Annotated in this window: 9 protein-coding genes and 3 rRNA genes; 9 read left to right on the top strand and 3 right to left on the bottom strand. The window is 58.3% G+C overall.

The window, feature by feature from the left end; genetic code table 11:
* Nucleotides 1-13 precede the first annotated feature (13 nt).
* Nucleotides 14-517, top strand: coding sequence for a hypothetical protein (locus FJE54_RS00060; RefSeq protein WP_139650510.1), 504 nt, complete (start codon nt 14-16; stop codon nt 515-517).
* Nucleotides 518-929: 412 nt separating this feature from the next.
* Here FJE54_RS00060 and FJE54_RS00055 read toward each other — a convergent pair whose 3' ends face one another.
* Nucleotides 930-3,164, bottom strand: a complete 2,235-nt coding sequence (locus FJE54_RS00055) for a penicillin-binding protein (protein ID WP_139650509.1) — start codon at nt 3,162-3,164, stop codon at nt 930-932.
* A 191-nt stretch (nt 3,165-3,355) separates the two neighbouring features.
* Here FJE54_RS00055 and FJE54_RS00050 point away from each other — a divergent pair, with 191 nt between their 5' ends.
* The 5 genes from FJE54_RS00050 to FJE54_RS00030 all read left to right on the top strand — a co-directional run bounded on the left by FJE54_RS00050 (nt 3,356) and on the right by FJE54_RS00030 (nt 9,431).
* Nucleotides 3,356-5,815, top strand: coding sequence for a U32 family peptidase (locus FJE54_RS00050; RefSeq protein ID WP_139650508.1), 2,460 nt, complete (start codon nt 3,356-3,358; stop codon nt 5,813-5,815).
* Between the two features lie 218 nt (nt 5,816-6,033).
* Nucleotides 6,034-7,251 carry a tyrosine--tRNA ligase gene (gene tyrS / locus FJE54_RS00045; protein WP_139650507.1) on the top strand — a complete coding sequence of 406 codons (1,218 nt, stop codon included), beginning with the start codon at nt 6,034-6,036 and terminating at the stop codon, nt 7,249-7,251.
* A gap of 261 nt (nt 7,252-7,512) precedes the next feature.
* Nucleotides 7,513-8,091 carry a hypothetical protein gene (locus FJE54_RS16120; RefSeq protein ID WP_218971878.1) on the top strand — a complete coding sequence of 193 codons (579 nt, stop codon included), beginning with the start codon at nt 7,513-7,515 and terminating at the stop codon, nt 8,089-8,091.
* 15 nt (nt 8,092-8,106) lie between these two features.
* Nucleotides 8,107-8,595 (top strand): RNA polymerase sigma factor, encoded by a 489-nt coding sequence (locus FJE54_RS00035; protein ID WP_180326465.1) that lies wholly within the window; start codon nt 8,107-8,109, stop codon nt 8,593-8,595.
* Complete coding sequence (locus FJE54_RS00030; protein ID WP_139650505.1) at nt 8,592-9,431, top strand: anti-sigma-I factor RsgI family protein; 840 nt, start codon at nt 8,592-8,594, stop codon at nt 9,429-9,431. The genes FJE54_RS00035 and FJE54_RS00030 overlap by 4 nt, the downstream gene beginning before the upstream one ends.
* 19 nt (nt 9,432-9,450) lie before the next feature.
* On the opposite strand, the gene FJE54_RS00025 is transcribed toward FJE54_RS00030, so the two are convergent.
* Together FJE54_RS00025 and FJE54_RS00020 are read right to left on the bottom strand one after the other, a co-directional pair.
* Complete coding sequence (locus FJE54_RS00025) at nt 9,451-10,875, bottom strand: TfoX/Sxy family DNA transformation protein (RefSeq protein ID WP_139650504.1); 1,425 nt, start codon at nt 10,873-10,875, stop codon at nt 9,451-9,453.
* A gap of 142 nt (nt 10,876-11,017) precedes the next feature.
* Nucleotides 11,018-11,782, bottom strand: coding sequence for an SAM-dependent methyltransferase (locus tag FJE54_RS00020; RefSeq protein ID WP_139650503.1), 765 nt, complete (start codon nt 11,780-11,782; stop codon nt 11,018-11,020).
* Between the two features lie 486 nt (nt 11,783-12,268).
* On the opposite strand from FJE54_RS00020, the gene FJE54_RS00015 reads away from it, so the two are divergent.
* The 3 genes from FJE54_RS00015 to rrf all read left to right on the top strand — a co-directional run bounded on the left by FJE54_RS00015 (nt 12,269) and on the right by rrf (nt 17,249).
* A 16S ribosomal RNA gene (locus tag FJE54_RS00015) occupies nt 12,269-13,776 on the top strand.
* Between the two features lie 293 nt (nt 13,777-14,069).
* A 23S ribosomal RNA gene (locus tag FJE54_RS00010) occupies nt 14,070-17,035 on the top strand.
* Nucleotides 17,036-17,135: 100 nt separating this feature from the next.
* Nucleotides 17,136-17,249 (top strand): 5S ribosomal RNA (gene rrf / locus FJE54_RS00005).
* Together the 16S, 23S and 5S rRNA genes form the textbook arrangement of a ribosomal RNA operon.
* Nucleotides 17,250-17,849: the final 600 nt, after the last annotated feature.

Below are 17,849 nucleotides of genomic sequence, written 5' to 3'. Positions count from 1 at the left end.
ACGAAAGGTACTCATGAAACGAACGAACCTTGTCAAAATCCTCACGATCGCCCTTTCGGGTGTTCTCGTCGCGGCGGTTTTGGGCGGATGCATGGCCCAGAACACGGCCAATACCGAGCAGACCGCCAATCGGCAGTATATGTCGCAGGTCAATCAGGCGATGGAGGATCTCACCAACCGTCTCGACGGTTTCAATCAAGCGGTAACCAACAACGATCTGGTTGGCATGAAGACGCAGGCCGACAACGCCTTCAAGGCGATTGACGATCTGAATGCGCTCGAAGCTCCCGAGGGGCTTAAGGATATCCAGACCGCATACGTCGACGGCTGCAACGACCTGAAGGATGCCTTAACCAAGTACATCGACCTGTACACCGAGATCGAAAGCGCAACTGAAGAGGAGCCGTTCGATTATGCGACGTACGATGCCCGTCTCAAAGAGATTCAGGATACGTACGACAGCGGCATCGAGCACTTGGAGGAAGCCGACAAGAAGGCAACCGAAATGCCCAACTAGGTTGTTTTCGGCAGACATTCGACGCTGCGTGGGCAGCTGACCGACCGATATGAAAACGACCCCTTGCCGGGGTCGTTTTTTGGGCCGTCATAGGATGTCCGCCAAGGCCCGCTAGACGACATTCCATTCATGCAGATTCCGAATAAAGCCTGCTCGTGAAATCTCAGCCTGCAAAATGACTTCAAAAAATGTCGTATAGCGGGCCTTGGCGGACAGTCGGGCGCGCGCTCGACTGTCAAGCCGGGATCGACACGGCTCCCATAGCACCTGATGACGATCAGGAGTATCGGTGCTCCAAACGAGCGTATGCCAAGTTGGTTTCAGCGAATCACGCGATCTTTTGAAGATGAGCCTCAGCTCCGATCTGCTCGAACTGTTGGCGTATAGGTTCTCGCTATGAGCTCGCGAAACGTCATCCGCCGGGAGCAGGCCCCAAAGATACGTGGAGCCGCACTTTTCCTCCGACCACCTCTTGGCTGATGACGATGCCCTTCGGTACGGTTGCGTGGTACTCTTCCACGTATTCTGCGCTGAATCCGGCAAGGGCACCTGATGCCTGATCGAGCGTCATGCCTACGACGTTAGGGGGAGATGCCGGGGGCGGGGGATCGACGGGTTTGTTTGCTTCTTCCTCTTGCTTCTTCTTGTCCGCCTCTTCCTTTTCCTTCTTCGCTTTCTCCTCCTCCTCTTTTTTCTTCTTTTCAGCCTCTTCCTTTTTACCCTCTTCGGTTTCCTTATACAGCTTGTCGTTTTGCTCTTTGTTGAACTTGTTTCCGTATGCGGGGTCGGCGGCAGGCGTAAAATCTTGGTATTCGTAGCCTTCGAGTGCCATGTTCATGAAGTCCTGCCAGATGGCGTTGCAGGAAAGGTATTGGTTGCCCGGTTGCAGATAGTCGGGGTTTCCGATCCATATGGCGCAGGAGAGGTGCGGCGTGTATCCAACGAGCCAATGGTCTTTGAAATCATCCGAAGTCCCCGTTTTCCCCGCAACGGGTTGTCCGCTGTATGGCATGTACCCCGCAGCGGTTCCGTCCCCTTGCGTGAATACCGTTTTAAGCACCTTGGTGACGGCGTAGGCGACTTCCTCGGAAATGACCCGCTCTCCTTCGGGGTTGCTCGCGTCGATTTCGTTGCCATTGCGGTCGAGGATTTGCGTGATGGCCTCGGGCTGATGCCTGATGCCGCCGGTTGCAAACGTGCCGTACGCGCTTGCCATTTCAAGCGAGGTCACATTTCCGACGCCGAGGGTCGAGGTCAGCACTTCAGGCTGCTCCGTCGTTATTCCCAGTCGGTATGCCGCTTCGACGGCGTTATGGGGCGTTACTTCCTGAACCAACCGAATGAAGCCAGTATTCGATGACACGGCGGTCGCACTTTGAATCGAGCGGATGCCGTAGTTGATGTTGCCGTAGTTTTCAAAGCGGTCGTTGCCGACCTTGTACGGCGACGTGCAATCGATGAGTGTCGAGGGGTTGATGCCCTGCTCGATGGCTGCAGTCAAGGTGAACGGCTTGAACGACGATCCGGCGGGCCTGCCGCCCTGCGTTGCGAGGTTCCATTCCTCTTCCTCGTAGTTCTTACCGCCCACCATCGCAAGGATGTAGCCGGTGTTCGGATCGATGCAGGTAAGCGACACCTCGTCTTCTTCCGCCATGCGCGCGTACTGATTCTCGCACGCAAGCTCGGCTTTCGCCTGTATGCCCGGATCGATCGTCGTGTACACGGTCAGGCCGCCTTTGAACACTTCGGCTTGCGAGTATTCTTCGAGCAGCAGTTGGCGCACATAGCTCGTGAAGTACGGATACGCGTAGATGCCGTCGCTCGCGCGCGGGGGAGCAGGGTCGAGCACGAGTTCTTGCGCGATCGCTTCGTCATATTCTTCTTTGGTGATGCTGCCTGCGGAAAGCATGCGGCTCAGTACGGTGTTGCGGCGGTCGAGGCAGGCGTCGGGATTCGTTTTAGGGTTAAGGTAGGTGGGCGATTGCGGGATACCCACGAGGGTGGCCGCTTCGACGAGCGTCAGATCGGCAGCTGGTTTCTGAAAGTAGTTCTTAGCTGCGGTTTCGATGCCGTAGCAGCCGTCGCCGTAATTGATCGTGTTGAGGTACATGAGCAGTATCTCGTCTTTGGAGTACTGCTTCTCAAGCTGAGTCGCCAACTCGGCTTCGCGGATTTTTCGCTCGAAGGATATCTCGGTCGCCTCGTCGGCTAAGAGCGTATTGCGCACGAACTGCTGCGTGATGGTCGAAGCACCTTCGAGCGCGCCCCCGCGCATATTGTTCACAAGGGCGCGGGCGATGCCCTGCGGATCGACGCCGTTGTGCTCGTAGAACCGCACGTCTTCGGTGTCGACCGTACCCTCGAGCACGTACGGGCTTATCTGGTCGAGCGATACGGGCTCGCGGTTCTCCACGAAGAACTCCGCCAAAAGCGTGGTACCGTCGCTTGCGTACACGCGGGTTTTCTCGGCGAAGTTGAAGGCATCGGAATCTTCGATGCTCGGCAGTTCCTCAAGCCATGAATTCATAACGCCGAGCGCACCCTGCACGGCTCCGTATACAACGAAGCTCACGGCGATGAAGGCGATGACGAAGCTCCATCCCGTTGCATGGGAACGAACTTCGCGTTGTTTCCTTCGGTTTTTCATGCGAACACTATACTAGAAAACGGCAGCCCATGTACCTTCACGCGGCTTTCTGCTTTATTTGGGCGAAGGTTACCGCGTCAGGCTTCCATTCGCTATCATGTGCTCTGCACTGATTGTCACGTTTGCAGCAGGTTTCGGGAAGTGCCCGAAACCCCGAGCTGTTTGAATCGATACGGATGGATAGGGAAACGATGAACCGCGAACCGCTTCGCAGAACCCCCGAGCTTCTTGCCCCCGCTGGTAGCATCGAAAGCTTGCATGCAGCTGTAAGGGCAGGGGCCGATGCGGTCTACCTCGGCGTCGAATCGTTCAACGCCCGCCGCGGTGCGGATAACTTTACGCTCGACGCGCTCGCCGAGGCGTGCGATTACGCTCATCTGCGCGGGGTTTCGGTGTACCTTGCTCTGAACACCGCCGTGCTTCCGGACGAGGCGATGGAGGCGATGGAGCTTGCCCGGCAGGCGTATCGCGCGGGAGTCGATGCGTTCATCGTGCAGGATATCGGCATCGCATCCGAACTCGGCCGCACGCTTCCCGAAGCGCGTGTGCATGCGTCTACGCAGATGAACACGCATTCGGTTGCCGGTGTCGAGGCAGTGCATGCGCTCGGGGCCGCGCGCGTCACGTTTGCCCGCGAGCTTTCCCTCGAAGAGGTCGCGCGCCTGACGGCACGAGCGACCGAACTCGGCATGGAGACCGAAACGTTCGTGCACGGCGCGCTGTGCGTGTGCTACTCGGGGCAGTGCTTCATGTCGTCGATGATCGGGGGGCGCTCGGCAAATCGCGGGCTCTGTGCCCAAGCGTGCCGTTTGCCGTACACGCTGCACAACAAAGCCCTCAGGAAGACACTCGACGCGCCAGGCGAGCATCTGCTTTCGCCGAAGGACCTCTGCGCCATTGAGCTCTTGCCCGCACTCGTCGATGCGGGCGTGACTTCGTTCAAGATCGAAGGCCGCATGAAATCGCCCGATTACGTGTACGCGGTCGTGTCGGTGTATCGGTGTGCGCTGGACGATGTGCTGGCTGCGCATGCCGATCGCACGTCGTCCGAGCGGCATCGGGTGCCCGAAGAGGATGCCCGAACGCTTGCGGAAGCGTTCTCGCGCGGGTTCACGACGGCGTACCTCGAACAGGATCGCGGCAACGACATCATGAGCTACGGGCGTCCGAACAACCGCGGTGTGTTCGTCGGCCGCGTTACGGATGTCCGCAGCGGAGCAGTAGAGATAGCCGCGGATGAGCGCATCGTCGAAGGCGATGTGCTCGAATTTTGGACGAACAAGGGCCATTTTGCCCACACGGTCGATCGCCTTGAGCGCGATCGGTCGGGAGCCGTTGTGCTGCCGGTTGCGAAGAAGGTGGGCAAGGGCGATCGCGTATTCCGGGTGCGAAGCGCCCAGGCGGCTTACGCTGACGATCCGCTTGAGCCGCGCATCGTGGTAAAGGGAAGAGTGTCTTTGCGCGTGGGTGAGCCCCTCTGCATGAGATTCGAGACCGCATCGGGCACCTCGATTGAGCTCGAGGGCCCTCTCATCGAACCGGCTCGCACGAAACCGGTCACCGCCGACGAGGTGCGCGAGCACATCGACCGCCTCGGCAACCTGCCGTTTTCCCTTGCGGCGCTCGATGTTGAGGTTGGCGAAAACGCAGGCATCGGTTTCTCGCAGCTTCATAAGCTGCGAACGCGGGCGCTTACCAAGCTTGCAGAGGCGATGCTCGAACCGTATCGGAGTCGCAGGCTGCCTCGCATCGAGGTGTGCGCGCCGCTTGCAGCGCGTGCGACCAACCGCTGCGACGTAGCGGCGCTCGCGACGAACCCCGCATGCGCCCGCGCGGCTAAGCGGGCAGGTGCAAACCTGATCTACGTGCCCGCTCTCAACTACAAGCGGGGCGAGGCGGTGATAGCCGGGCAGCTTTCCGGCACCGCCGAACAGGCGGGTTATCCGAAGCAGGCGATTATCGCGTTGCCGACGGTTGAACACGACGGCGAAGGAAGATCGCGCGAGGAGGCGGTCGGCTTCGATGCATGGGCGTACGTGAAAGCGGGCAAGCCCGTGCTTGTCGAGAACCTCGGGCAGCTTGCGCGCGCGTTGGCACTCGGCGCCCTTCCCGAAGTAGGGCCTCATCTTCCGGTATTGAACCGTCTGGCGCTTGAGGTGGCGGTACGGCTGGGGGCCGAAAGGGTGTGGCTTTCTCCCGAGCTTTCGCTTCGCCAGATCGAAGCGCTCGGAAAAGAAACCCCCGTGTCGTTAGGCCTTACGATCATGGGATCGCAAGAGCTCATGGTAACCGAGCATTGCCTGCTCATGAGCCAGGGCCCGTGTAGCGAATCGTGTGCGTCGTGCGCCCGGCGGAAAAGCCCGCACTACCTCAAGGATCGGAAGGGTTACGAGTTTCCCGTCGTTACCGATTGCTGCGGCAGAAGCCATCTGTACAACGCGGTTTCGCTCGATGTCGCGCACGCTCTTCCCGACCTTATCGATGCGGGGGTCTCGGCGGTTATGGTGGATACCTCGCTCATGAACGTCGAGGAAACGACGAAGGCGGTCCAGCGGGCTGTTCGTGCACGCGACATCGCGCTTTCGGGCGGCAACAGCGTTTCGAAGGCTGCGGAGGCGACAAGCGGGCATCTGTTTAGGGGTGTGAAGTAACCGCTTACCTATGCGTGCGTGAGTTCGCGCACCGTTGCTCCAGCGTTCGGCGTCTCGGTCCGCATGCGTGCGCAAGATCGCAGCGCGCTGCGATCTTGCCTGCGGCTTCGGCCCTTCCTGTGCGCTTGCACGAAGCCAAACGCGGCACTATGTGCTACCATAACAAACCATCGCGCGGCCGAGGATCGCGCGATGCAAAACAACCGGTATGTAAGGAGATGAGTTCGATAACCCCCGAAGAGCAGTTGCATATCATTCAGTCGGGCACGGCGCAGATCGTCCCCGAGAGCGCTTTGCTTGAAAAGCTCAAGCGAGGACGAAGCCTCAACATAAAACTGGGCGTCGATCCCACGGCGCCCGACATCCATCTCGGCCATGCGGTACCGCTGCGCAAGCTGCGCGCCTTCCAGGATCTCGGCCACCATGTGACGCTCATCATCGGCGATGGTACGGCGTTGATCGGCGATCCCTCGGGCCGCAATACCACGCGTCCGCAGCTCACGCAGGAACAGGTGAAGGCGAACGCGCAAACGTACGTCGATCAGGCGTTCAAAATCCTCGATCCCGAAAAGACAACGCTTCGCTACAACGCCGAGTGGCTGCTTGCGCTCGATATGGCGGGGCTTCTTGCGCTCGCATCGAACTTCACTGTCGCGCGCATCCTCGAGCGCGACGATTTCCATAACCGCTATACGTCGGGCCAGCCCATCAGCTTGCACGAGTTCCTCTACCCGGTCATGCAGGCCTACGATTCGGTCGTTATCGAGGCCGATGTGGAGCTAGGCGGCACCGATCAGCTGTTCAATCTGCTTGCGGGCCGCGAGCTTATGGAGAAAAAGGGCATGGAGCCCCAGGTGTGTCTGACGCTTCCGCTTTTGGAGGGCACCGACGGCGTGCAGAAGATGTCGAAGAGCTACGGCAACTACATCGGACTCACCGACGAGCCAGCCGACATGTTCGGCAAGGTCATGTCGATCCCCGACGAACTCATGGTGAAGTATTACCGGCTCGCATCAACCTGCTCGGTCGACGAAGTCGATGAGATAGAGCGCGCTCTGGCAGCCGACGAGCTCCATCCCAACAAGGTGAAGCGCGCCCTTGCTCGCAACATCGTTGCGGCGTATTACGACGAAGCGGCTGCGGTTGGTGCCGAGGAACAGTTCGATAAGGTATTCAAGCAGCACGAGATGCCCGACGACATCCCCGAATTCGCCTGCGACCTTGCACCGAACGACGAAGGTCTCGTGTATCTCGCAAAGCTTCTGGCTGATGCGGGGCTCGCATCGTCGGCTGGCGAAGCACGCCGCCTCATCGACGGCGGCGGCGTGAAGATCAACGGCGAACAGGTTGCCCCGAAAAGCTATAACGTTTCACCCGAGCTGCTCGAAGGAGCCGTGCTGCAGGTGGGAAAGCGCAAGTACGCGAAGCTGGTGTAGGCGGGTTCTCCGCATAGCGCAAACAAGGCCCGACTGCACTACGCGGTCGGGCCTTTTCGATTGCTGCATCGTCGGCGATGTACCCACCCCCGTCAAGGGTGGCGCAAGGGAGCTTGAATCGCTGCCGTAGAAACCCGTTCGCGCAGGCACGGCCGCACGGGAGGTAGAGGTTTGGCCTCTCGAGAAAATTTTTAAACTTTCTTGCAAGGATTCCCTTTGCTCGATCGTTTTGGTAGTGTAAGACGAGAAAAGGAGTCAGGAATGAACAAGAAAACGATAGTGATGATTGCAACGGGTGCCCTTATTGCGGCGCTTGCATTTCCCATGGCTGCGTTTGCGGCTCCCCATGGGGGGCTCGGCGTGAAAACGGCGGCGTGCCAGGGTCGCAGCCTCGGTGCCATGATCGCGCAGACGCAAAGCTACATGGGCCAAGTGTGCGGTCGTGCGTTCGTCGATGCCGACGGTGACGGTATATGCGACAACTACGCTGCTGGTCGCGGGGGCGCCTACGTCGATGAAAACGCCGATGGCGTTTGCGACAAGTACGCGGGCAACGGGTGCGGTGCCTACGTCGATGCGGATAACGACGGAGTGTGCGATGCGTGCGGGTCCGGCCACGGGCATGGCTATACCGATGCCGATGGCGACGGGGTGTGCGACTACTACGGCGAAGGCTGCGGCCATGGCTACGGTCAGGGTTACACCGATGCCGATGGCGACGGCGTCTGCGACAACTACGGAAGCGGTAGGTGCGGAAACGGCTACGGCGCGGGTGCGGGATCGGGTTCCGGTAACGGCCAGGGTAACGGCCAAGGATACGGTCGCCACCACCGAGCGTAGCGACCGCTCTTGCGAATGAGGGATCGGACGGACATAGAGCGCGCTATCGAGGCGCATGGCGATACCGTATGGCGCGTCTGCGTGCTCTATTTTCGGCAAGGCCCTGATGCCCAGGATGCGTTTCAGGAAACTATTATCAAATACGCGTCGTACGACGGGGCGTTCAACGACACCGAGCATTGCAAGGCGTGGCTCATCCGTGTGGCAACCAATGTCTGCAAGGATATGCTGAAAGCCGCTCATCGCACGAGGGCGGTTCTCGACGACGGCACCATTGCTCAGGCGGCGGTTTCCTGTGATGAATCATCGCAGCCGGGTTCGGCTTCGGGCGAAGTGCTCGATGCTATGCTTTCCCTCACCGATCCGCCGCGAACGCCCGTGTACTTGTCCTTGTACGAAGGGTATTCGGCACCCGAAATTGCAGATTTGCTCGATGCTCCCGTCAACACGGTGTATTCATGGATTTCACGCGGGAAAAAGCTTTTGAAGGAGGCGCTCGCATGAATGATTGGGAAAACAAAGTCCGCGAGGCCTTCGACGACATCGTGCTTCCCGAAGCGGTAAAGGCGAAAACGCTGCAGGCTGTCGAGGAGCGTGCCCTCGAACCCGAACCTGCGGTTTCCGCCTCGGTTGCCGCTGCTGCGCGCCGCGCGAAAACGCCACGTACGCGAAGGTTCGCGTTTGCGCTCGCTGCCTGCCTCGCTCTTTGCGCTATCGGTTTCGGGGGATTCACTGCGTTTGCCAGCGAGACGGCGCAGGTGGGTATCGATGTCAATCCATCGATCGAGCTCGGTCTCAACCGATTCGATCGCGTTGTGGCAGTTCGTTCTCTCAACGATGACGGGCAGCGGCTGCTCGATGGAGTGGAGCTTGTTGGGAAGAGCTACGACGAGGCGATGGCGGCGTTGACCGAAAGCGAGCAATTCAAGGCGTACGCTACAGCCGACGGGTATATCGAAATCAGCGTTACATCGAACGATGCCGAGCAAGCAGAAACGCTCACGAGGAAAAGCGACGCTTGTTTACAGGCAATGCCGGGTCACGGTGCCTGCCATACCGTTTCTGCTGAAAACCGCGACGAAGCGCTTGCTGCGGGCATGGGGGTCGGTCGGTACAACGCCGCTCTCGAGCTTATGGAACTCGATCCGAACGTCACGCTTGACGAGTGCCGTTCAATGAGCATGCGCGAATTGCGCGACCGCATCGCCGAGGCGGGCGGTGAACCCTCAGAGGAATCCGGCCAGCATCATGGGCAGGGCATGGGCGGCGAGCACGGGCAAGGCATGGGCAACGGGCAAGGTGCTGGCAATGGCCAGGGAAGGCAGCGCGGACGTAGCTGATTGCGCTGCGGACACGCTTCTATTGAGCGAGCTTGCTGAACGATTTCAGCGAAGTTTTCGTTTCTTCGTCAAGCTCTTTCACGGCGATGCCCATGACGGCTCCTTCGAGCGCGTACAACCAGTTGATCGACGTTGCGGGGTTTTGTTTTTTGAGCAGAACCCATGTGGCCCTGCTTCCCTTGCTTTTCAGCTCATCTGCAGAGGCGATACCCACTGATTCGAGGCGCGAGGCGAGCGCCTTGCCGATTCCCGGAAGCCCCATCAGCGATGCAGTGCTGTGCGTAAGCTTCGGTTCTCTTACGGCAGACTTGGCGGCAGGTTTCGCGTTCGTCTGATCGTTCGCTGCGCGTTTTCGATCGCCGCCCTGTTCGGAGCGCTCAGCTGGTGTCGAAGCTTCCGATGCTGCCTGCTTTGCGGCCCGGGGCTTGCGCGTCGTTCGCTTTTGCTGCGGCTGTGCTTTCGGGTGCTCGGTCTCGGCGGCGTTTTCAGACGGCTTCGAAGCGATGACGGCGGTGGATGCGACAGACGGCTCCGACGCATCGGACGTTGACGCTGCCGATTGCTTCGCTGAGCCGTGCACGCGTTTTACCCGCGTCGGCTTTGAGGGCTGGGCAGGCGCGGAGTCGATCTGCGGTGCGTCCGTTCCTTCAGTGCGATTGGCCGGTTGGGGTTTCGGCTCCTGCTTGGCTGGCTCATGCTGAGCTGCTTGCTCGCCCTCGCCTGCGGGTGTGGAGTTCGTTTGTTTGGCGCCCGAACGCGATTTACGGCGCTTGCTCGTCTTGCGGGCGCTTCCGTTGGCACCATTGGCCCCCTGTGCGTTCGCGCTTGCGTTGCTCTGCTTTTGGGGAGAGCCGTCGGGAGATTGCTCGGTGAAGAGGGGGGCGTCGGCAAAGGAGTAGCCTCCCTCGGGTTCTTCGGAATCGTCTGTCGCATCGAAGAGGTCACGGATGTGGCGATACATCGCCGTCCCGACGATCTGGCCCGCGTGCCGTACGAGCGCCTCGTGCACGTCCTGCCTCGATTCCGCCGAGATCAGCGCATCGGTCAGCATGAATTCGTCGATCGATTTCTTAAGGCCGATGAAGCGGAACTCGTCCGAATAGCGGTTGAGCAGATAGTGCAACGCAGGTTTGTACCCCTGATCCTGACTGACGATATAGCCGTTTTCGATCTCGTGGCACGCGATGCGCCTGCTGAGCTCGGCGATGAGCTGCACGTCGAGGCTGTTCTTCACGCCCGAATCCTGACACAGGATCCACTCGATGCGCGCCGGGGAATCCTTGATCGCATCTTTCTGTTTAGCCGATAAGTTGCTTTCGCGGTGGAACACGACCACGAGGTCGCGCTCGGTGAGCGATTCGATGCCCTGAAGGCACGTGTTGATATGGTTCTCGCTGTCGATGAAGAAGGTTCGCCGCGCACGGGCGGATGAATTGGTATCCATGGAGGTTTCTCTTTTCTATCATTATAAGGTATGCGGCAGACGGCGCTTCGAACCTCGCCGCTGCATGTCGGTATCGATAGGAAAAGAGTAACAGAAAACGAAGGGACTGTGTGCGTGTGCAAAGAAGCAACACGGTACGGTATCAGAGCGCTCTCAGCAACCACGTCGTACCGATGATTGCGGTATCGAGGGCATCGTATTCGCTTATCTGGTCGGCAAGGTAGCGATCGAAAAGATCTGCTCGCTCGGGATGAAGCGCGCGCAGCTCCTCGATTCGTTGGGTAATCCAGGTGATCTCTTGAGCATAGGTCTCGCGCGATTCGGCGGTTGCCGGGCGTTCGGCTTGCACTTCGAGTCCGTTTCGGTCGAACAGATCGAGCCATACGCCGAGCGGCAGCGTATCGTCAATGGGTTCGTCTCCCTCGACGTACGCATCGTCAAGCAGGATGTAGCCCCGAGCGCGGATCGTGCGCTTCAGCAAGGGGAGCATGCGTTCCGGCGATCCGAGGGCGCAGCCGACCGCGCCGTAGATGGTGCAGTCGTATCCCGATTCAACCGACACGGTATCCCGAATGTCGCCCGTATCGAACGTGCACAGGGCTTCGACTCCGTGATCGAGCGCGGCCGCACGTGCGAATTCGATGAACTCCGGCATAGCATCGACTCCTTTGACACGCATGCCGAGCCGCTTCGCCAAAGCGACCGCGATCGCACCCTTGCCGCATCCGAGATCGAGCGCGCGCATGCGTTCGCGTGCGGGCACATATTCAAGCAGAAGGCTCGTCATATCGTCAGGGGAGCTGCCGAGCGCCCAGAAATCCTGAAGCACGTAAGGGAGAAAAGGAACGATTTCGGCCGTATCGGACGTCATCGATTCTGCGACGCTCTGTTCGGTATGCCTATCCATGCCTTCAGTATAACGTATCGCAGCCCTCGCGCTTTACGAAGACGGGTATGCTGCGCGAGAGCCGGCGGTCTCCAAGCCAATGCGAGAAACTGAAAATTTCTCGTCTGACCCCCTTGTTTTTCGACAAAAGGTAGTGCTATTATATTTGGCCCGCACTTCAGAGTGCAGGTGTTCCAGGGATCATTCGGAAACAAGCGAACGTCGTCGGAAAAAGCAACGAAGAAAAAAAGTTGAGATTTCCGAAAATAGTTCTTGACTCCAATGATCGGGGGCAGTAATATATCTCCTTGCGCGTTTGCCTCCGGCGGACGCGGGAGACGGCCCGGAAGGGCCGCCGAGAACCTTGAAAACCGGATACTGTGATACGAACAAGCTAAGCAATGAACCTCGTCAGACGCCCGCCCCCAGAAAAGGGCTCCGGGCGCCTTGGCAGAAACCAGATTCAGATCTTTTCATCGAACGTAGGCGGGCTCGCGCCCGCTTGTTTGAACGGAGAGTTTGATCCTGGCTCAGGATGAACGCTGGCGGCGTGCTTAACACATGCAAGTCGAACGAATAACCCACCTCCGGGTGGTTATAGAGTGGCGAACGGGTGAGTAACACGTGACCAACCTACCCCTCACTCCGGGATAACCCAGAGAAATCTGTGCTAATACCGGATACTCCGGGGCCCCCGCATGGGGGCGCCGGGAAAGCCCCGACGGTGAGGGATGGGGTCGCGGCCTATTAGGTAGTTGGTGGGGTAACGGCCTACCAAGCCCGCGATAGGTAGCCGGGTTGAGAGACCGATCGGCCACATTGGGACTGAGATACGGCCCAGACTCCTACGGGAGGCAGCAGTGGGGAATTTTGCGCAATGGGGGAAACCCTGACGCAGCAACGCCGCGTGCGGGATGACGGCCTTCGGGTTGTAAACCGCTTTCAGCAGGGAAGAAATTGACGGTACCTGCAGAAGAAGCTCCGGCTAACTACGTGCCAGCAGCCGCGGTAATACGTAGGGAGCGAGCGTTATCCGGATTTATTGGGCGTAAAGCGCGCGTAGGCGGCCTGTTAAGCGGAATCTCTAATCTGAGGGCTCAACCCCCAGCCGGATTCCGAACTGGCAGGCTCGAGTTTGGTAGAGGAAGATGGAATTCCCAGTGTAGCGGTGAAATGCGCAGATATTGGGAAGAACACCGATGGCGAAGGCAGTCTTCTGGGCCAACACTGACGCTGAGGTGCGAAAGCTAGGGGAGCGAACAGGATTAGATACCCTGGTAGTCCTAGCCGTAAACGATGGGCACTAGGTGTGGGGAGGAGTACCTTTCCGTGCCGCAGCTAACGCATTAAGTGCCCCGCCTGGGGAGTACGGCCGCAAGGCTAAAACTCAAAGGAATTGACGGGGGCCCGCACAAGCAGCGGAGCATGTGGCTTAATTCGAAGCAACGCGAAGAACCTTACCAGGGCTTGACATTCAGGTGAAGCGGCGGAAACGCCGTGGCCGAGAGGAGCCTGAACAGGTGGTGCATGGCTGTCGTCAGCTCGTGTCGTGAGATGTTGGGTTAAGTCCCGCAACGAGCGCAACCCCTGTCGTATGTTGCCATCATTCAGTTGGGGACTCATACGAGACTGCCGGCGTCAAGCCGGAGGAAGGTGGGGACGACGTCAAGTCATCATGCCCTTTATGTCCTGGGCTGCACACGTGCTACAATGGCCGGTACAACGGGCTGCGAACCCGCGAGGGCGAGCGAATCCCTTAAAACCGGTCCCAGTTCGGATTGGAGGCTGCAATTCGCCTCCATGAAGTCGGAGTTGCTAGTAATCGCGGATCAGCATGCCGCGGTGAATACGTTCCCGGGCCTTGTACACACCGCCCGTCACACCACCCGAGTTGTCTGCACCCGAAGTCGACGGCCTAACCTTTCAGGGGGGAGTCGCCGAAGGTGTGGGGAGTAAGGGGGGTGAAGTCGTAACAAGGTAGCCGTACCGGAAGGTGCGGCTGGATCACCTCCTTTCTAGGGAGACTAACAGTAGTCAGGCTCGAGTCGAGATAACTCCTCGAGACCTAGAAGATTCTTATCACAGATTCACTTGAGAGGAATTGCCCGCTTGGGCGTCCCTCGCAGTATCCGGTTTCGAAGGCTCTCGGCCTTCGGGGAGCCCCGTCCGGGGCGCCCGCGCACCTTGAAAGTTGCATAGCGTTTAGTGAATCATCACTTCAATTCTAAAACGAATGGAAATGAGTGATTCGCATCACGATCGCGAATGATATTTGAAAGACCCAAATACTTTACTTGAGATTTGAGAAGATAAAGATATTAAGGGCACACGGTGGATGCCTTGGCATAAGAAGTCGATGAAGGACGTGACAAGCTGCGATAAGCTGCGGTGAGGTGCAAATTACCTTCGACCCGCAGATTTCCGAATGGGGGAACCCGGCCGGGGTCATGCCCGGTCACTCTGGCCTGAACACATAGGGCCAGCAGAGGCAACCCGGGGAACTGAAACATCTAAGTACCCGGAGGAAGAGAAATCAACCGAGATTGCGCCAGTAGCGGCGAGCGAACGCGCACCAGCCCAAACCCATGCACGTGTAAGCTTCAGGGCGTTGCTGCATGAGGTGTTGTGGGGCCGTCTATTCTTTCAACCTGAATTGACAGACGCAGTTACAAAGCGTCGCGGTAGCAGAACGGCATGGAAAGGCCGGCCAGAGCGGGTAAAAGCCCCGTATGCGAAACCGCGGCGCCTGCGAAGACGGTGCCCGAGTAATGCCGGACACGTGAAATCCGGTATGAATCAGGGGGGACCACCCCCCAAGGCTAAATACTCTCTTATGACCGATAGCGAACCAGTACCGTGAGGGAAAGGTGAAAAGTACCCCGAGAGGGGAGTGAAATAGTACCTGAAACCGTGTGCCTACAAGCAGTCGGAGCAGCGCTTGCGCTGTGACGGCGTGCCTTTTGTAGAATGAGCCAGCGAGTTGCGGTGTGCGGCGAGGTTAAGTTCTGAAACGAGCCGCAGTGAAAGCGAGCCTTTAAGATGGCGTTTAGTCGCATGCTGCAGACGCGAAGCCGAGTGAGCTATCCATGGGCAGGCTGAAGCGGGGGTAAGACCCCGTGGAGGGCCGAACCCACTTCGGTTGAAAACGGAGGGGATGACCTGTGGATAGGAGTGAAAGGCTAATCAAACTCGGAGATATCTCGTTCTCCCCGAAATAGCTTTAGGGCTAGCCTCGATCGTTCAGTTCCGGTGGTAGAGCACTGGATCTTCTAGGGGGCTTCACCGCCTACCGAAAAGAACCAAACTCCGAATGCCGGCACTTAAGAGATCGGGAGTCAGAATATGTGGGCTAAGCTGTGTATTCGAAAGGGAAACAGCCCAGACCGCCTGCTAAGGTCCCTAAATCCATGCTAAGTGGCAAAGGATGTGCGTTTGCCTAGACAACCAGGATGTTGGCTTAGAAGCAGCCATGCATTTAAAGAGTGCGTAACAGCTCACTGGTCAAGTGGACATGCGCCGACAATTCACGGGGCTAAGCATGGTACCGAAGCAGCGGACTGAATTATTTCAGTGGTAGGGGAGCTTTCCATACCGGGTCGAAGCCGGAGGGCAACCGACGGTGGACTGTATGGAAGTGAGAATGCTGGCATGAGTAACGAGAGAAGTGCGAGAAACACTTCCGCCGTAAGCCTAAGGGTTCCTGGGCAAGGCTAATCCTCCCAGGGTCAGTCGGGAGCTAAGGCGAGGCCGCGAGGCGTAGCCGATGCACAACAGGTCGATATTCCTGTACCACCGACGAGCGTTATCACCGACGGGGTGACGGAGAAGGGTAGCTGAGCGGGGTTCTGGACGTCCCCGTGAAAGCGCGTAGGGCGGCGCGTAGGAAAATCCGCGCGCCACGAGCCTGAGACGTTAGACGAAGCGACTGAGTGAAGTCAGTGAGCCCATGCTTCCAAGAAAAACCTCTAGGGAGCTTTGTTGGTGCCCGTACCAAAACCGACACAGGTAGGCGGGTAGAACATACCAAGGCGATCGGGAGAACTATGGTTAAGGAACTCGGCATATTGACTCCGTAACTTCGGGAGAAGGAGTGCCCCTGCTGGTGAAAGGACTTGCTCCTCGAGCTGTCGGGGGTCGCAGTGAAACGGCCCAAGCGACTGTTTATCAAAAACACAGGACTCTGCTAAGTCGTAAGACGACGTATAGGGTCTGACGCCTGCCCGGTGCTGGAAGGTTACGTGGATGGGTTAGCGCAAGCGAAGCTCTGAAACTAAGCCCCAGTAAACGGCGGCCGTAACTATAACGGTCCTAAGGTAGCGAAATTCCTTGTCGGGTAAGTTCCGACCTGCACGAATGGCGTAACGATTTGGGCGCTGTCTCAACCATAGACCCGGTGAAATTGTATTATTCGTGAAGATGCGAATTACCTGCGGAAGGACGGAAAGACCCCGTGAACCTTTACTGCAGCTTGACATTGGTTGTTGGTTCGGTGTGTAGAGGATAGGTGGGAGACTTCGAAGCAGGGACGCCAGTTCCTGTGGAGTCGCCCTTGGAATACCACCCTCATCGTGTCGGCAACCTAACGTGCGACCGTGATCCGGCGTGCGGACCGTGTCAGGTGGGTAGTTTGACTGGGGCGGTCGCCTCCTAAAATGTAACGGAGGCGTGCGTAAGGTCCGCTCAGAACGGTTGGCAATCGTTCGCAGAGCACAAGAGTATAAGCGGGCTTGACTGCGAGACCTACAAGTCGAGCAGAGAGGAAACTCGGTTCTAGTGATCCGGCGGCTCAGAGTGGAATGGCCGTCGCTCAACGGATAAAAGGTACTCCGGGGATAACAGGCTGATCTTGCCCAAGAGTCCACATCGACGGCAAGGTTTGGCACCTCGATGTCGGCTCATCGCATCCTGGGGCTGAAGTTGGTCCCAAGGGTATGGCTGTTCGCCATTTAAAGCGGTACGCGAGCTGGGTTCAGAACGTCGTGAGACAGTTCGGTCCCTATCCTCCGTAGGCGTAAGAGAATTGAGAAGGGCTGCCCCTAGTACGAGAGGACCGGGGTGGACGAACCTCTGGTGTAGCAGTTGTCGACCAACGGCATAGCTGCTTAGCTACGTTCGGAACGGATAACCGCTGAAAGCATCTAAGTGGGAAGCCGGCTTCAAGATGAGTTCTCTTTTCGGTAAGGCCCCTCGTAGACTACGAGGTTGATAGGCCGCAGCTGCAAGCGCTGCGAGGCGTTCAGGCGAGCGGTACTAATCGGCCGAGCTCTTTATCTTACACTTTCATGTCTTCGCATCGTGGAGACGGACGCTATGCAACCTTCAGGGTGCACGGGCATCGAGAACCGGGCAGGTTCCCGTGCGGAATATCCCGTACGAGCGCGACCATGGAGGCAGGGATCACCCGATCCCATTCCGAACTCGGCAGTTAAGCCTGCCATCGCCGAAAGTACTGCGGTGCAGTCCGTGGGAGGATAGGACGTCGCGCTCGTAGGGGATATTTCTCTTCTGCGACCAAAAGGGGCCCTCGGGGCCCCTTTCCTCGTTCCGGGGCGCCCCCGGCCCCGCCCGCCGCCCGCGGGCCCCGGGCGCCCCGCGGGCGTGTTGTTTCTGCGCGGCGGGGGCGGGGGCCATACTTGGGTATCGGAGGGCTTCCGACTGCAATGTAAGCCCCGGATTCGCTGTCGACGCGAGGCTCGAGCGCTCTAAAGGGGTGTGTTTGCGTCGGGCGGGCCCATAAGAACCTACTTGATGATTCTGTGATCCCGATTTTTCTGGTTGAAACCTCTTGTTTACCGAACCGTTGCTGTGTATTATGTTTCAGCCGCGCTCGTAAGGGCGCGGATTTCTGTTCGGATACTTCGTTGATCTGCGATGATTTCCGGTCACTTCAATGATTGTCAGAAGTGCACAGAAAAAGTTTTCAAAACTTTGAAAAAAGTTGTTGACAACGAGGTAACAGAACAGTAATATATCTCCTTGCGCGTTTGCCTCCGGCGGACGCGGGAGACGGCCCGGAAGGGCCGCCGAGAACCTTGAAAACCGGATACTGTGATACGAACAAGCTAAGCAATGAACCTCGTCAGACGCC

The organism is Raoultibacter phocaeensis, assembly GCF_901411515.1.
Lineage (GTDB): Bacteria > Actinomycetota > Coriobacteriia > Coriobacteriales > Eggerthellaceae > Raoultibacter > Raoultibacter phocaeensis.
The sequence above is the reverse complement of the archived record's forward strand: the minus strand, read 5'-3'. Positions and strand labels throughout refer to the sequence as shown.

Bases quoted from the DNA above. Each gene is read 5' to 3' on its own strand.
- FJE54_RS00060 (WP_139650510.1), top strand. From the start codon at position 14: ATGAAACGAACGAACCTTGTCAAAATCCTCACGATCGCCCTTTCGGGT.
- FJE54_RS00055 (WP_139650509.1), bottom strand. From the start codon at position 3,164: ATGAAAAACCGAAGGAAACAACGCGAAGTTCGTTCCCATGCAACGGGA.
- FJE54_RS00050 (WP_139650508.1), top strand. From the start codon at position 3,356: ATGAACCGCGAACCGCTTCGCAGAACCCCCGAGCTTCTTGCCCCCGCT.
- tyrS (WP_139650507.1), top strand. From the start codon at position 6,034: ATGAGTTCGATAACCCCCGAAGAGCAGTTGCATATCATTCAGTCGGGC.
- FJE54_RS16120 (WP_218971878.1), top strand. From the start codon at position 7,513: ATGAACAAGAAAACGATAGTGATGATTGCAACGGGTGCCCTTATTGCG.
- FJE54_RS00035 (WP_180326465.1), top strand. From the start codon at position 8,107: ATGAGGGATCGGACGGACATAGAGCGCGCTATCGAGGCGCATGGCGAT.
- FJE54_RS00030 (WP_139650505.1), top strand. From the start codon at position 8,592: ATGAATGATTGGGAAAACAAAGTCCGCGAGGCCTTCGACGACATCGTG.
- FJE54_RS00025 (WP_139650504.1), bottom strand. From the start codon at position 10,875: ATGGATACCAATTCATCCGCCCGTGCGCGGCGAACCTTCTTCATCGAC.
- FJE54_RS00020 (WP_139650503.1), bottom strand. From the start codon at position 11,782: ATGGATAGGCATACCGAACAGAGCGTCGCAGAATCGATGACGTCCGAT.